Here is a 16,713-nt window from a genome sequence, read left to right on the forward strand (position 1 = left end):
CCATATAATGGCAGAAGAAAAGGAAGCAGAACTGACGCCCGCAGTTGAATATCATCAGCGCGAAGAATACGATGAAAGTAAAATCCGCCACTTGGACGATACGGACCATATCCGTACGCGTCCTGGTATGTATATCGGCCGATTGGGCGATGGTAGCCATGCCGAAGACGGTATCTATGTGCTGTTGAAAGAAACGATAGACAATTCCGTCGACGAATTCAACGAAGGTTTTGGTAAGCGTATAGAAGTGGAAGTGGAGAACGAAAAGGGAGCCTCCATTCGCGACTACGGTCGCGGCATTCCCTTGGGTTCGCTGGTGGCTGCCGTGTCGCAGTTGAACACCGGTGCTAAGTACGATACAGCTGTCTTCACTGCCAGTGTGGGTCTGAATGGTGTGGGTTTGAAAGCCGTCAACGCACTCAGCCAGAAGTTTGTAGCGCGTAGTCATCGCGATGGCCGATTCCACGAAGCCTCTTTCGAACGTGGCAAACTCGTTAGCGAAAACGAGGGCGACACAGAGGAGGAGAACGGTACATATATCTATTTTGAACCCGATCCTACGCTGTTCCTCCATTTCAAGTTCCACGATGAATTTGTCAGCAATATGCTGCGCAACTACACCTATCTGAACACGGGTCTCGCCATCTTCCACAACGGCCGCCGCATTATCTCTCGCAATGGTCTTGAGGATTTGCTCAACGACAATATGACGGAGCAAAGTCTCTATCCCATCGTCCACCTGCAAGGCGAAGGAATCGACATTGCGTTCACGCATACCAATCAGTATGGTGAGGAATACTACTCCTTCGTCAACGGCCAGCATACCACGCAAGGAGGTACGCATCAGAGTGCCTTCAAAGAGCATATAGCAAGAACGTTCAAAGAATTTTTCGGTAAGAACTTCGACGTACAAGATGTGCGCAACGGACTCGTTGCAGCCATTGCGATTCGCGTGATAGAGCCTATGTTTGAGAGTCAAACTAAGATCAAACTCGGTTCGCTTTCGATGGCGCCGGATAAAGATAAGAATGGTCGTCCTTTCCCCCTTTCAGGCATTAGCGTGAATAAATTTGTTGGAGATTTCATCAAGGAGCACGTCGATAACTATCTACACAAGCATCTCGACATTGCTGAAATTATTCAGCAAAAGATACAAGACAGCGAAAAAGAGCGCAAAGCCATTGCGGGAGTAACCAAAGTGGCTCGTGAGCGCGCTAAGAAAGCTAATCTCCACAACGAGAAGCTCCGCGACTGCCGCCTGCACCTCAACGATACCATCAAAGGTAAGCGAGCTGGCAGCAAGAACCGCGAAGAGGACGACCACGACCTGCGCGAGGACACGAGCCTCTTCATTACCGAGGGCGACTCTGCCAGCGGTAGCATCACCAAGAGCCGCGATGCCAACACACAAGCAGTGTTCAGCCTTATCGGAAAACCGCTCAACTGTTTCGGAAAAACCAAAGAGGTGGTCTATACCAACCGTGAGTTCTATCTCTTGCAGTCGGCACTCAACATTGAAGACGGGCTCGACGGCTTGCGCTACAACAAAGTTATCATAGCCACCGATGCCGACGTGGACGGAATGCACATCCGCCTGCTGATGCTGACTTTCTTCCTCCAGTTCTTCCCCGAACTTGTCAAGACGGGCCACGTCTACATCCTTCAGACGCCGCTCTTCCGCGTACGCAATAAGAAGAAAAAAGTGAAGGCGGCAAAAGTCAAAACCGTTACGGACAAAAGCGCGGGAGCTGCCATTCTGAAAAAAGCCCAGAACAGTGATCGTTCCGAATATGAAACTATCTACTGTTATACAGAAGCCGAACGCTTGGCAGCGATTGAGAAACTAAGTCCCGACCCTGAGATTACCCGTTTCAAAGGTCTTGGCGAGATTTCCCCCGATGAGTTCCGCCACTTCATAGGGCCCGACATCCGTCTTGAACAAGTTCATCTCCACAAAAGCGACAAGGTGAGCGATCTCTTGAGCTACTATATGGGTAAGAACACCATTGAGCGACAGAATTTCATCATCGACAATCTCGTGGTGGAAGAAGATCTCGCAGAAGGAGATGTTGATAACGACATATTGGACGAATAATTTTTTGTCCTATTCAGTAATAAAACCGCAACAATCAGTCAGCTCGCTGCCTTTGTTGCGGTTTTTATTGTTCAGTTGTTTATATCAAAAAGATGTGAAAACAGAGGCAAAAAGTTAGGAAAATCGTAACTTCGCGCTCTAATAAAAAGAACAGACATTATGAAGATAGCCGTGTTCCCAGGGTCGTTTGATCCCTTCACTGTTGGGCACGCCAGCATCGTGGAGCGCGCCCTGCCCATGTTTGATAAAATCATCATCGGTGTGGGTGTGAATGGAAGCAAACGTCCGCTCTACACGCCAGAACAACGCGTGGAAGAAATTAGCGAACTCTATAAAGATGAGCCACGCATCAGTGTTGTTAGCTACAATGATTTGACCATTGATTTGGCGCGCCGCCACAACGCACAGTTCATTGTGCGCGGACTGCGTAGTGTGAAGGACTTCGAATACGAGCGCGACGTGGCATCTATGAACCAACGCCTTGGAGGGGTCGAAACCGTGATGCTTTTCTGCGAAGAACGCCACGCCTATATCAGTTCGAGCGTTGTGCGCGAACTCATAGCCTTTGGCAAAGACGTCTCCGACTTTCTCCCTAAAAAAACAGAAAATAAAATAGAACAATGAAAAAGTACATATTCCTACTGTTCGCCCTGCTTTGCGCGAACGGTCTTCATGCGCAGCACGATTTTGGCGACATCGACGTCGATCAGCTTCGCAAATTGCAGATGGCGCAAATGGCCATCACCAGTCTCTATGTGGACAGTGTTGATCAAAAGAAGTTGGCCGAAGATGCCATTCGAGGTATGCTCGACAAGCTCGATCCTCATTCCTCTTACTCTAACGCGAAAGAAACCAAGCAGCTCACAGAGCCGCTCGATGGCAACTTTGAAGGCATCGGCGTACAGTTCAATATGCTGGAAGATACGCTCGTGGTCATCCAAACCGTGCGCAAAGGACCGAGCGAGAAAGTCGGAATCCTCTCTGGCGACCGCATCGTGAGCGTTGATGGCCTCCCCATTGCCGGCGTGAAAATGAGCCGCGATAGCATCATGACAAAGCTGCGCGGTCCGAAGGGGACGAAAGTGAAACTCGGCATTGTGCGCCGCGGCGTGAAGGAGACGCTCTACTTCATCGTTACGCGCGACAAAATTCCCCTTAACACGCTCGACGCTTACTACATGATAGAACCCGGTATTGGCTATATCCATCTCGAGCAGTTTGGTGCCACCAGTGGTAAAGAGATGAACGATGCCATCAAAGCCCTACAGAAACAAGGTATGAAGCATCTCATTCTCGATCTTCAGATGAATGGCGGCGGATATTTAGGTTCTGCTGTTGAGGTGGCAAATGAGTTTTTGAAACCAGGTGCACTTGTGGTCTATACTGAAGGCCGCAAACAGCCCAAGCAGGTGCTCACGGCCGAAGGTGGCGGACTCATGCAAAACGGTAAATTAGTGGTACTCGTTGACGAATACACCGCTTCAGCTGCCGAAATCGTTTCGGGAGCTATCCAAGACCACGACCGCGGCACCATTGTTGGACGTCGCACCTTTGGTAAAGGCCTTGTACAACGTCCCCTTCCTCTTCCCGATGGCTCTATGATTCGCCTGACCACGGCTCACTACTACACACCCTCTGGCCGTTGTATTCAGAAGCCATACGTCAAAGGTCAGAAGGAAGAATACAACCAAGATCTGGAACAACGCTATAAGCACGGCGAACTCGTATGTAAAGACAGCATCCATCTTGATTCTACTAAAGTGTATCGCACTTTGGAGAAAAATCGCATTGTTTATGGTGGCGGTGGTATCATGCCCGATGTGTTCGTACCGCTCGATACTACGACCTACTCCAAGTACTACCTCGCTCTGCGCCGCGCCAATATCATCAATGAGAAAAGCTTGAAATTCATCGACAACCACCGCAAGGAAATCAAACGTCAGTATCCCGAATTCAAAAAGTTTATGGACACTTACGAAGTGCCGCAAACGCTCATCGATGAGATTATCGAAGCTGGCAAGCAGAAAAAGATAGAAGCCAAGGACGATAAGGAAATGCAAAAAACGCTCCCCGACTTGCGTTTCACGCTAAAGAGCCTCATTATCTATGATGTGTGGGATCGCAACGAATACTTCCAATTCGTCAATCGTCGCAGCGACATTGTCAAGAAAGGTCTTGAACTCATTAAGAAGTAAGTACCTATACATTCATATACCAACCATTCCCGAATCTTTGTGCTTCGGGAATGTTTTTTTTGTTTTACTGCCTCTCTGTGGAGCGCCTTTGTAGTCAGGTACAAGAAGTGTAATACAGTCATCACGCTGGCTTTTTATTACAACAAGTGTTGCCAGAAAAAAGCTGATGAAGCTTCGTTTTCTTTAGAACTATCTCATCATACTGATGATGGCAAATATGCTCAAAGGGCTTTGCATGTTCTCCATTCAACGTTATTAAGTGCTTCCATCATTCCAGCAAAATCTAAGGTTTTTAGTGGTTGTTTTCCTGGAGCGTAGCTACATGAGTTTACTTTCTTATCCCATGATACAGAAACAAAGTTTTGCGGGCGTTTACATTCTAACAGACACGAAGGGCTTTGAAATGGCTTCCCTCCTGCTACTATCGAAATCTGTTTAGGAGTTGGCGTATTGCTGTATCTTTGGGGAATGATAATAATTTGATCTGTAGGGATGATCTCGCTTAATCTTTTATACACAGATTGTGCTGCATCAATTTTATCCTTCCCAACAAGGAGGTTAACGCCAGGTTTTATATTCGTCTGCATTATTTTTTCTATCTGGCTCAGAACTCTAGCAACCTCATGCTCTTCATTGGGATAGTGTATGGTGAAATGAACCTTATCGGGCTGGTGAAGCATGAGTTCGTTCCAGATGGACTCATCCTGTAGTGGAAGTCCATTTGTTGTTACCGACAGATAACATCTATTGTACAATGCGTCAATGACTTCAAAGATACCTTCATATTCAAAAGGCTCCCCGCCACCAAGCGAAACAGCTTTGATACCATGTGCAACACAATCAGAAGTGAAGTCAATCACCTCTTGTGGTTTCCACCTTAGCCCGCGACTGTTTCTACTACTATGGTTATAACAAAACGGACATTGTTTGGAGCAATAGTTACTAAGATCTATAGACAGTATTTCAATCATGAGCTTTCCCCTGTTTTTTGAGTTCCTCCATTTCCTCTATAGAATATGAATATGGCGATACGGGTCCTTGATATGGCTTTTTAGATAATCTGATAATTTCTTCCTTGTGAGTATCTAGTTCAGACCTTCGGTATATGGGGTATAAATTTTTGTTGATTTCTATGCAGTGCTGACTGATTGGGAAGACTGTTTGAACTACGCAGCACGCACTATCTTCTATGATGATAACATTAGGGCGTAAGGTTGAGATGATGTTCTCAAGCCAGCCGCTGGATTTTTTGAAAAGTTCACAGAGAGCTTTATACTTTATTTTTGCTTTTATCTCCTCTTTATCCATCGGCATGTGCTTACAATTGTTTTTTGTGGGAACATTGGGTATATAGCTCAGAGCTATCATTTTATCCTCCAACGCACATAATTCTTCATCATTCCAAAAATCCGTGTATTCAAAGGTGATAGGAACAATAAAAAGAATCGTAGGTTCTAACACGTCTGTTTTAGAGAAAGTAAGTGTACATTTAAAATCACACTTCTTACATCCGTTATCTGATTTGATGGGACAGAAGTCGTAAAAATCAAAAACCCAACTGTCGGTAAGTACCCACCTGTCTTTTCCATCAACCATCGGCAATAGAGCATACTCATTGTTTTCAACGTGCATTATGTTTTTACATGAAAGCACGACAGATGGAAACCATCGGGCAATCTGCAAATCTTCGAGCTCCTTAAATTTTCCAGGTATTTTCAGAATTTTGTCGTGATAAATCTTCTTAATCTGTGAGATTTTCACAGGATGAGAAGGGATATTCATGCGCTTTTGCACTGTATCAGGCCAATAGGGCTGCAAGTAAATATAATATGGCGCTTGATTGAAGTCCTTTACGAAGTCCATCTTACCCTCAGTAGGGTTATAGTTGGCATCCATATTAAGTTCAGGATAGTCATAGACATACTCAATAATTCCTGCCTTTATGATTTGGTCAAGACCTGAACCTTTTATTATTGAATTGTCATTTGACTTAGTACAGTTCCAAGCATCAATCTTGTAAAGGCCCAACTCTTCTGATATACACCCTTCATATTCTATCTTTGAATTATTTACGATATTCAAGAATCGTTCTTTCTGACTCTTGTCTATTTTTACAACGACCTCAAACCAAGCGTCTTGCTCACTAACTGAATGAGGTTTTCCCAACAATTCTTCAATCTGTTCTTTGGTAAGTTGGATTGAATCGTCTATCTTGCCATTGTGAAAGCCTTCTCCAAAAATTAGATTGTTAGCAAAATTGCAATCCTGGTGTACACCAAGTGGAATCGGGCCATTATCATCGAATTGCATAATAGCAATATTCCCCTCATCGTCTACCATATACCATGATGTAGACATGGAATGCGTTGCAGGATATTCTTTATCTGTTTTCATGTGCAGTTTTTTTTGATTACATGTTTATGATTTGTGCTGTAGAGGGTAAGAATGTTCTCTAAAAAGTTGGTGATATTGCTGATGTTTATAGTATTATGTGAATAAAATACAAGTATATAAAAGGAAGGTCCTCTCTGGCAAAGATACAGAATTTCCTATATCACTAAATGAGTATTGCAAGAATATTGAGGTTGTTCCTACTAAACTCTCTATACATCCTATAGCTTCAGACTATAACCGCATGAAAAAATGTGCAGGGATGTTTTGAAAGGCAATTATTGTGTATATGCGCGTGAATATCCTTATTGCGTCAGCTGATAGAATAAGGCTGTCAGCTGACGCGCTTATAGTGTTTCTAAACGCAATAAGGAAAAATATGAGTGGAGAAGGATTCGCTCTTTCCTATAAGTTATTTTTTAGTGGGGGAGAGGGTTATAATATTTTTTCAAATGCTAAGCGTTCTGTTTTTTCGGTGGTGCCGCGCTGATAGTAGACTTTTCCGCAATAAATGAAGCCAAGGTGGCGTACGAGAGAGAGCATCTCAGCGTTATCGTAGTTGGTGTCTATGCGGATGCTCTGCACCCCGCGTTCTCGGCAAAGGCGTTCTGCTTCGGAAAAGATGCGCCGCGCGAGACCGCGTCCCAGTGCGGAAAGCAGAACAGCCACGCGATGAACAACAGCATAAGGCGACGCAGAGAGCCAACTTCCTTCGAGTGCATCGTAAGCTGGTTCGCCGTGAAAAGAGATGGCTGCATAAGCCACTATTTCCGCGTCTTCCCCTATAACATAGCCCACGCCCGAATCGAAGTCGGCTTGTAAGTCAGTTTTAGCAGGGTAGTTTTCATCCCACTGCTGTCGCCCCTTTGCCACCATGGTTTGTGCAGCTTCACGAAGGATGCGGAATACCGTATCAAAATCAGAAGGGCGGACAGATCGAAAAAAGGTTTGCATATACTCTAAAATTAGATTACAAAGAAAGCAAATCTCGTGCGTTTATACAATCTGTGGCGTATCATATAGTTTCTTTTGCCATTAAAAAATGATTTTTCGGAGAAAAAATTTTGCTGTATTATAGGTAAGTACTATCTTTGCACCGCTTCTTTAACGAGGAGCAGGGATTGTCCTATGGTGTAATGGCAGCACTAGAGTTTTTGGTTCTCTCAGTCTTCGTTCGAATCGGAGTAGGACAACGCAGTTAGAGTCCTGTGCTTTTGCGCAGGACTTTTTGTGTGTTTATTATGTGTGAAAAGAGTCTTTGTGAGCGGTTGAGAACGAAGAATGATAGCAAAAAACTCATTGTGAGGCAGATACTTTAAACAATCTTTTGCAAAAGCACAAAAGAATCGTTACCTTTGTGGCATCATTACTTACATTATCAATTAAATATCTTTTTTATGAAGAAATCTCTACTTCTTTTAGTTACATTGTTTACGGCCCTGTTTGCAGGAGCAGAAACGATTGACAACAAAACAGCTACATGGACAGCCGCTGCTAATGGTGCTCTCACGCTGACTTCAGGTACCTACACTCTTACTGCATCAAAGGCAGAAGGTAAGACTGTTCCCATGCATCACAAGGATGGCGATATTCGTGTGTATGCCAAAGGTACATTGACCGTTACGACTACGGGCGCTAACATGAAGTCTATCGTGTTTAATATTGCTAAGACTGGTATCTACACTCAAGCAGATATGTCTGCTTCAACGGGTACTGTAACTGTTGATACAACAGCAATGACTGTGACTTGGACTGGCGATGCTAACAACGTGGTTCTCACTGTTGGCGATAAGGCTACTTATGGTCGTCAGAGCACTAAAAATGGTCAGTTCCGCTTTATCAAGGCTGAAATCACAGCAAACGGAACTTCTAGCAGTGGTGAAACTGGCGGAACTCAGACTGCTACAGAAATGACGATTGCTAGTCTCAACGCTCTGACAGCTGATCAAGCAAACGTTCGTCTGAAGTTTACAAATGCTAAGGTGCTCGGTTCTCACACTACGAAGAAAGGTGCTAAGTCTATCTATGTTCGCGAAGGCGACAAGGCTATCATCCTTTTCAATACTGGTCTTGAACTGAACGATAATGCAGTGCTCAACGGTTATGTTGATGTTGATTTCAAGGTTTATAATGGTATGCCTGAGGTGGTAAAGAACGCTCAGACTTCTGCAAGCAATCTGACTGTTACTGAAAGCACAGAAGAAGCAATGCCTGTTGAAACAACTATCGCTGAACTCAACGCTAAGAACCACTTGGCAGACCTCGTTGTCCTGAAGGGTGTCACTATCGAATCAGAACAGAGCGGTAAGTACACTAACTACTACGCTGTTTCTGGTAGCGAACGCATCCAGCTCTTCGGTGGTGTCGATGTGAAGGATTACGTGAATGGTAAGAAGTACGATGTAGTGGCTATCTTCAACCAAATCTTCAAAGGTACAACGCCTGAAATCGCTCCTACGAAGGTAACAGAAGCTACTGCTACTGGAATTAGCACTATTCAGGAAGCTCAGAAGGTTGTTGTTTACGACCTCCAGGGTCGCCGCGTGCAGAAGGCTGAGAAGGGTCTCTTCATCATCAACGGTAAGAAAGTCCTCGTGAAGTAATTCACAGCACAAAAAAGTTTTTTATAAGGTCGTCCAAAACTGGGCGACCTTTTTTTGTGTGAAAATACTCTATAACTTATCTATTACTATTAAGAATAAAAAAGCTTGGAGAGAGTATAAAACTGACCTGATTTCACAGGGAAAAGGGCTTTGTGCAAAATAAAATAAAAAATTCTACAAAAAATATGCAAGAGATTTAGATAAAGATATATATTTGCAAAGTCAAGTTAACAAATATTCGTTATGAAGTGAGTTATAGAAAATACAAAAACTCAAAAAAAAAGATGACTCTCTAGCATAGTTTTTTCACTAAGACGAAGATACCTGACAAGAAACAAAGCAAAAAACCTAATCAAACAAAATAAAGTAACAAACCTTTTAATCATCTTCATCTATGTCTCATCTCTCAAATTCATTCGGAGCGTTTTTGCTTCTGACGGTTATGGGTGGTGGATTGGCACCAGAAGTTTTGGCGTCAAGTGTCCGACCAACGATGACTATCACGCAGCAGCAAGATGCGCTACAAGGCGTAGTAATAGACGCTAATGGCGAACCTGTAATGGGCGCCGCTGTGCGAGTTAAGAATTCGGGCCGTGTTTCCGTCACCAAGGGCGACGGTTCTTTCTCTATTCCAGGAGTGAAAAAAGGCTCTGTTGTAGTCATCTCCTTCTTAGGCTATGACACACAAGAGGTGACGTGGAATGGTGGTCCACTAAAAGTCACTCTTCAAGAAAAAGACAATACTTTGGGCGAAGCAGTCGTAGTGGGCTTCGGTACGCAGAAACGTGTCAATATGACAGGTTCTATCTCTACCGTTAGCGCAAAAGAAATCCAAGCTCGTCCTGTTAATAGCACTGTTGAAGCACTGCAAGGTGTTGTGCCTGGTATGAACTTCGCCGTAGGTTCAGGCGGTGGTGCGCTCGATTCTGATTTAAACTTCAATATTCGTGGTAAAGGAACTATCGGTTCTGGTTCTTCCGTAACTCCGCTTGTCCTCATCGACGGTATGGAGGGCGACATCTCAACTCTCAATCCTCAAGACATTCAAAACATCTCTATCCTGAAAGATGCGAGTACCTCCTCTATTTATGGTTCACGCGCAGCAGGTGGTGTTGTTCTCGTTACAACGAAGAAAGGTAAAGAGGGTAAGGTATCAATCAACTACAACAACTCATTCCGTTTCAACTCTCCACTCAATATGCCGGAGATGATGAACTCCTATGAGTATGCTCTCTTCTTCAATGCAGCTGGACATAGCACCATGTTTACAGAAGCTAAGTTGCAGCAGATTAAAGACAATCTTGCGGGAAAAGGTGGCCCCACAATGTACGCCAACCCAAAGACTAACCGTTGGGAGGTTTGGGACAATCTTGATCTGCTCCCATCAGGCAACACCGATTGGCTGAAATACCACTTCGGCAATAGTTTCTCACAAGAGCACACACTGAGTATTTCAGGCGGTAGTCAAAAGATGCAATACTACTTCTCTGCTAACTACCTACAGCGCAATGGTATGCTTAAGCAAGCTAAGGACGACCGCAACCGCTATGCCTTCACAGGGCGCATCAATAGTGAGCTGGCTCCGTGGGCGCACTTCGGTTATACAACTCGCTTCAACCGTGAGGATTTTGAACGTCCGTCGTTTGTTACTCCTCTCTTCTATCACAATGCTTGCCGTTACTGGCCGATTGTTCCGACTATCGACCCAAATGGACACCCCGTACGCGAATCTTACTACGAAATGCTTAATCGTGGTGGTCTTTACAATATTCAGCAGGATAATCTGGATCAGCAGTTCTCACTCATTCTTGAACCTATCAAGAACTGGACGATCAATACTGAATTGAACTATCGCGCAAGCACCACTTTCCGTCACGAAGATTATCAGACGGTTTACGCTTGGGATGTTAATAACAATCCATACGCAACAGACAATCAGACTTCTTCCGTAACGGAATACGCTTACAAGTCTAACTATTTCAATCCGAATATCTATTCAACTTACCTTCACAGCTTTGGTGATCACAACTTCAAGGTGATGGCTGGTTTCCAAAGCGAATGGTTCCACTATCGCAATGTGACAGGTTCTCGTGATGGTATTCTTTCTAGAGTGCCTACACTGAACACTACTTCCACCAATCCGCGTGTTGCAGGTGGTTTGGCAAGTTGGTCAACAGCAGGTTTCTTTGGTCGTTTGAACTACAACTATGCTGAACGCTACTTGGTAGAAGCAAGTCTTCGCTACGACGGTTCTTCTCGCTTCATCAGATCAAAGCGTTGGAATCTCTTCCCCAGCTTCTCTTTAGGTTGGAATGTTTCTAAGGAAAACTTCTGGAAACCTATCGAAGATAAGATCAACAACTTGAAGCTCCGTTTCACTTGGGGTAAGCTCGGTAACCAAAACACGGACAACTGGTATCCCTTCTATTCTACTATTGGTTATAGTGCTAATGCCGGTAACTGGTTGCTCAATGGAGAGAAGCAGAATCTGGCTTCCGAACCAGCTCTCGTCAGTGCATTGCTCACATGGGAAAAGACCCGCACATGGGATCTCGGTGTTGACTTCGGTGCTTTCAACAACCGCTTGACAACCAGCTTCACTTACTTCCAACGCAAAACTTTGGACATGGTAGGTCCTGCTCCTGAGCTTCCTGATGTACTCGGTACGGCTGTTCCTAAGGTGAACAACCTCGATATGACCTCAAAGGGTTGGGAACTTACGCTCGGATGGCGCGATCATATCAACGATTTCTTCTATGGTGCCGACCTCATGCTGAGCGACAATCAAGTGGTTATCGATCGTTATCCCAATGCAGCGAAAGATCTCTCTCAGACATACTATAAGGGCGCTCACTTAGGCGATATTTGGGGCTATGTTACAGAAGGTATGGCTAAAACTCAGGAAGAGATGGATGCTCACCTGAAGAATGCTAACCAAGATGCGCTCGGTTCTAATTGGCGCGCTGGTGACATTATGTACAAAGACCTTAATGGTGATAAGAAGATCAATACTGGTCAGAATACGGCGAACGACCCTGGTGACCGTAAGATTATTGGTAACTCCACTCCGCGCTACAACTTCGGTCTGAACCTCACAGCCAGCTATAAAGGCTTCGACTTGAAAGTATTCTTCCAAGGTGTTCTGAAGCGCGATTATTGGCCTGGTGCAGGTGGTGGCGGTGTTATGTTCTGGGGTGCCAGCGGTGGCAAGTGGCAGAGCGTTGCTTTCAAGGAGCATCTCGACTACTTCCGTGCCGATGCAAACGATCCGCTCGGACAGAATCTCAACGCTTACTATCCCGAACCTGATTGGAGCACACAGAAGAACCAGCAAGCACAAACTAGCTACTTGCAGAATGCAGCTTACTGCCGTCTGAAGAACGTTACGTTGGGCTACACTCTCCCAGAAGCACTAACACAGCGTTTCTATGTTCAGAAAGTTCGCTTCTTTGTTTCGGCTGAGAATCTTCTCACTTTCACTAAGTTCACCAAGATGGGCGATCCCGAACTCATTGACGCCGGTGGTTGGGGCTTCAGCAAGACTTATCCGCTCTCTAAGACATGGTCTGTTGGTGTAAGTGTCACTTTCTAACTCTCATAATTCGCTGAGAAAAGAGCGGAAAAGTTCTATTCCGCATCAATCTAAATGTACTCTTTAATAAAAAAGACATTATGAAACTAAAATATTTTTCACTGCTGCTGTGTGGTGCGTTAACACTGACAAGCTGTAATGACTTTCTGGATCGTGAACCAGAAGATAGCCTTACTCCCAGTAAGTACTTTACAGCCGAAGCAGACCTTGCTGCATATAGTATCCAATACTATAATTTCAATTCCATCCAACCTGGTTCTTACGGCATTGGTACTTTCGCCGATGATAACGGTACAGACAACCAGGTGAATGCTGGAGGTTCTAACCTATGGATTCCAGGACAATACAAGGTGGGTAGTAGCAATCCGTGGAACTTCACCCAAGTGCGCCATTGCAACTACTTCTTCGAGCAGGTTCTTCCCAAGTACGAAGCTGGTAAGATTCAAGGCAATGCGGATAACATTAAGCACTACATTGGCGAAATGTATCTTCTCCGTGCATACGCCTACTTCAATCTCCTGAAGAATATCGGCGACTGCCCTATCATCACTACTGCACTTCCCGATGAAGAAAGCGTTCTTCTCAAAGCCTCTCATCGTGATCCGCGTAACAAAGTGGCTCGCTTCATCCTTGAAGACCTCGACAAAGCTATCAGTCTACTCAAAGAGGTTTCTCCCGACGGCAAGAAAGAACGCATTTCTCGCGATGTGGCTTATCTGCTTCGCAGTCGCGTAGCTCTCTATGAAGGTACATTCGAGAAGTATCATGCCGGAACAGCTTTTGTTCCAGGTGGTAAGGATTGGCCCGGTGCTGCTGAAGATGCAGCTGGCTATGACAACGCTGCCGAAGTGAAATACTTCCTCGGTGAAGCTATGAAGAGTGCCAAGATGGTGGGCGACAAGATGGTTAGCAAACTGGCCGAAAATACTGCCACAGACGAAGGTATGGATAATAAGTATAAGTCCATTAATTCCTACTATACAATGTTCTGCGATGCGGATATGTCCACTTATCCCGAGGTGCTGATGTGGCGCGAATATAGCGTTGCGAAAGGCACAGGTCACAACACGCAGCAATATTTCCAAAAGAATGGTTGCAACACAGGTTGGACACGTGGCCTTGTCAATTCCTTCGTGATGGAGAACGGTTATCCCATCTATGCCGCAGCTTCTGGCTACAATGACTCTCAAGAGTTGAATGGTATTAGTGCTACATTGGCAAACCGCGACTCACGTATCCGCATCTTCACAAAGGGCGACAACAGTGTTGAGAGCTACTTTGCTGATGGTACCACCGCCAACGTTCAGTTGGGGAGCAGCATTTTCGAAGAAACAGAAAAGCGTGCGGTAACGGGCTATATGATTAAGAAGGGTAAGCACTACGACCCCACCATGTATCTGACCCACTTCCACAGTGTGAATGGTAGTCTTTTGTTCCGTGGCGTTGAAGCTCTGCTCAACTATATAGAAGCATCTTATGAACTCAATGGAACAATCGATGCTACAGCTGAAAGCTATTGGAAGGCTATCCGTCGCCGTGCAAAGGTGAATGAGAACTATAGCATAACAATCGCTGCTACCGATATGAACGAGGAAGCTAAGGGCGACTTTGCTGCTTACTCTCACGGTAAGCTCATCGATGCAACGCTCTACAATATCCGCCGTGAACGCCGCAATGAGCTGATTGGCGAAGGTTTCCGCTGGGCAGACTTGCAACGCTGGCGCGCTTGCGACCAGGTGAAGAACTACCAGGTTGAAGGTTTCCGCTATTGGGGCACTGTTTACGAAGGTGCATTCCGCGACAAAGACGGTAATGATAAAGCTGTTGTCGACTTAACAGGTGAAAAGGGTAATATGTCTGCCAAAACTTTGAGCAACTATATTCGTCCCTACCAGATCAAGCCTGCTGACCACAACCTGCTCTATAATGGTCTAAACTTCACTCCGGATCACTATCTCATGCCGCTGCCACAATCTGTTTTCCGCAAGACGGCAACCAATAAGGCAGATCTGAAAACTTCTGTTGTTTATCAGAATCCAGGTTGGCCTATGATAGATGGTAATGGAGCCGAAACCATTGAATAATTCTAATATCTCTTAATGAAAGAGGGGAGTGTTTACTTCCCTCTTTTTTTTGAGGTTCATCCCCGAATTGCATTGGTGGTTTTCTTTGTCGATGAATACCAGTATAATTCGGGGATAAACCCGATTCCCTTTCCGCAATACCCTTAAGTCGGTATGGCGGTTTTTTGTTAGAAGCATAGCATTGCAAGAGTATATGAGTAAAGAGACATACGAGTAGAAAAGGGTGCAGTGCGACACCGCTGGTGTCGGAGGTGAGTTTTGCTACATCTCCCACGGGTTCACCCTTCGGGTATCACCCGCGGTTAAGCATGGTGTGTCCCCGCTGGGGACAGTGGATAGGGAGCTATGACTTCTATTAGTACTCCTACCAAGAAAACTCAATTTTTGTTGTCACGTTGTCACGGAGGAGTAAACACGTTGATAAATAGATGCTTGAGGGTGTGACAACAAAATATTTGTTGCCATCTTGTTGTCACGCGCTCAATCTATACATTTTCAATCGTTTATGTTCATAGTGTGACAACGTGACGACAAAAACGCAAAAAACAAAATTCTGTGGAGAAGTATGTTTTCTCGTAGTTGTGGCTCTATTTGTTGAACTCGTAAATACAATAAGAGCGTGGGCTGACGCAATAAGGATGTCAGCTGACAGCCTTATTGTATCTTCAAACGCAATAAGGATATTTTTGCTTGTGTAGATAAATAAGTGCAGCTCTCTCTTGGGAAAATTGCAGAGAAAGCTTCCTGTTTGAAACTTTCCGTGGTGAAGATACCGTTTTTGTATATTCTATTTTTCGAAGTGTTGATAATCCTTCGAGTGACGCCACGCGCCGCCCCATTTGAAGCCATGCTCAAGGAAGAGGCGGTGGCAGATGTCGCCATGCTCAATCTTGTAAGCAAATTTTTTGGAGCGATCAGCGTAGGGTAGAGCCGTTGTGGGTGCAACGGAGAGTTTTCCTTTTTGCCTTTTGCAATGGGGATTGTAGAGTGGGTTAATGTCGACAGCCATTCCGCGGGAGTGGGCTGATAGTTTTTTCGTACCTTTCACGGGGCGGAAGCAGAAGCAGCTGGTGTTGTTAGCCCGCATAGAGTTTTCGTCGTTAGCGTTGTAATTGTCAATGAGCACCATTCGCTCGATGGGGTAGTGCGCATCGAAAAGTTTGCTAAAGATAGTAACCAGTGTGCCAGCAATACGCTTGTTACACACCATTTCTCCCAGCCGTATTTCGCCCTCTTTGTTGTAATGGAGTAGGCGTAGATAGCGCAGTTCTTCACGCTCGATAGCATTTGTCTTAGGAAATGATTTTCCCAACATTCTCTGAAACACCTTGTCGGGGATGCGCTGAGCAACGAAGCAATGCTTCCGTCCGAACTTCTTTACAGCTTCGGCCGACACCTTCCGTCCAGCATCCCAGCGTTGCAGCACCGCATCGTCCGTTTCCGCTGCCGTTGCGTGGGCAACTACAGTCGTCGTTTTGTTTTTCTTTGGCGTTTGGGCGCACAGCATAAGTGCGAACATTCCCATCACTACGCACAGCTTTCCTTTCTTCATCACGTTTTGCAATAAACAAAAAAAGAGGAACCACTTCTTAGTGATTCCTCCATGGCGCTTCAGGATGGGCTTGAACCAACGACCCCCTGATTAACAGTCAGGTGCTCTAACCAACTGAGCTACTGAAGCAGTGCTCTTCTGAGATATTTGCGCTTCAGGATGGGCTTGAACCAACGACCCCCTGATTAACAGTCAGGTGCT

Annotated in this window: 10 protein-coding genes and 1 tRNA gene; 6 read left to right on the forward strand and 5 right to left on the reverse strand. The window is 45.2% G+C overall.

The window, feature by feature from the left end:
- The first annotated feature begins 7 nt into the window (after nt 1-7).
- The 3 genes from ABLA33_RS02730 (at nt 8) to ABLA33_RS02740 (ending at nt 4,290) form a co-directional block, all read left to right on the forward strand.
- Nucleotides 8-2,095, forward strand: a complete 2,088-nt coding sequence (locus tag ABLA33_RS02730; protein ID WP_347719147.1) for a toprim domain-containing protein — start codon at nt 8-10, stop codon at nt 2,093-2,095.
- A 159-nt stretch (nt 2,096-2,254) separates the two neighbouring features.
- Nucleotides 2,255-2,719 carry a pantetheine-phosphate adenylyltransferase gene (coaD, locus tag ABLA33_RS02735; protein WP_311490061.1) on the forward strand — a complete coding sequence of 155 codons (465 nt, stop codon included), beginning with the start codon at nt 2,255-2,257 and terminating at the stop codon, nt 2,717-2,719.
- Complete coding sequence (locus ABLA33_RS02740) at nt 2,716-4,290, forward strand: S41 family peptidase (RefSeq protein ID WP_347719148.1); 1,575 nt, start codon at nt 2,716-2,718, stop codon at nt 4,288-4,290. Before coaD ends, ABLA33_RS02740 begins: the two co-directional genes overlap by 4 nt.
- Before the next feature lie 221 nt (nt 4,291-4,511).
- Here ABLA33_RS02740 and ABLA33_RS02745 read toward each other — a convergent pair whose 3' ends face one another.
- From ABLA33_RS02745 to ABLA33_RS02755, 3 genes are all read right to left on the reverse strand, one after another.
- Nucleotides 4,512-5,261 (reverse strand): radical SAM protein, encoded by a 750-nt coding sequence (locus tag ABLA33_RS02745; protein WP_347719149.1) that lies wholly within the window; start codon nt 5,259-5,261, stop codon nt 4,512-4,514.
- On the reverse strand, nt 5,254-6,684 hold the full coding sequence (locus ABLA33_RS02750) for a hypothetical protein (protein ID WP_347719150.1): 1,431 nt from the start codon (nt 6,682-6,684) through the stop codon (nt 5,254-5,256). Before ABLA33_RS02750 ends, ABLA33_RS02745 begins: the two co-directional genes overlap by 8 nt.
- Nucleotides 6,685-7,116: 432 nt before the next feature.
- The gene (locus ABLA33_RS02755; RefSeq protein WP_347719151.1) at nt 7,117-7,635 is read right to left on the reverse strand and encodes a GNAT family N-acetyltransferase; all 519 of its coding nucleotides are present in this window, start codon (nt 7,633-7,635) and stop codon (nt 7,117-7,119) included.
- Nucleotides 7,636-8,078: 443 nt separating this feature from the next.
- On the opposite strand from ABLA33_RS02755, the gene ABLA33_RS02760 reads away from it, so the two are divergent.
- The 3 genes from ABLA33_RS02760 (at nt 8,079) to ABLA33_RS02770 (ending at nt 14,960) form a co-directional block, all read left to right on the forward strand.
- Nucleotides 8,079-9,284: a hypothetical protein gene (locus tag ABLA33_RS02760; RefSeq protein ID WP_347719152.1), complete on the forward strand. Its 1,206-nt coding sequence runs from the start codon at nt 8,079-8,081 to the stop codon at nt 9,282-9,284.
- Between the two features lie 394 nt (nt 9,285-9,678).
- Entirely contained in the window at nt 9,679-12,876 is a 3,198-nt protein-coding gene (locus ABLA33_RS02765) for a TonB-dependent receptor (protein WP_347719153.1), read from the forward strand.
- Nucleotides 12,877-12,956: 80 nt separating this feature from the next.
- Nucleotides 12,957-14,960 (forward strand): RagB/SusD family nutrient uptake outer membrane protein, encoded by a 2,004-nt coding sequence (locus ABLA33_RS02770; protein ID WP_347719154.1) that lies wholly within the window; start codon nt 12,957-12,959, stop codon nt 14,958-14,960.
- A gap of 787 nt (nt 14,961-15,747) precedes the next feature.
- Here ABLA33_RS02770 and ABLA33_RS02775 read toward each other — a convergent pair.
- Together ABLA33_RS02775 and ABLA33_RS02780 are read right to left on the reverse strand one after the other, a co-directional pair.
- Nucleotides 15,748-16,512 (reverse strand): M15 family metallopeptidase, encoded by a 765-nt coding sequence (locus tag ABLA33_RS02775; protein ID WP_347719155.1) that lies wholly within the window; start codon nt 16,510-16,512, stop codon nt 15,748-15,750.
- 52 nt (nt 16,513-16,564) lie between these two features.
- A tRNA-Asn gene (locus ABLA33_RS02780) sits at nt 16,565-16,641 on the reverse strand.
- Nucleotides 16,642-16,713 lie beyond the last annotated feature (72 nt).

The organism is uncultured Alloprevotella sp. (assembly GCF_963536905.1).
GTDB lineage: Bacteria > Bacteroidota > Bacteroidia > Bacteroidales > Bacteroidaceae > Alloprevotella.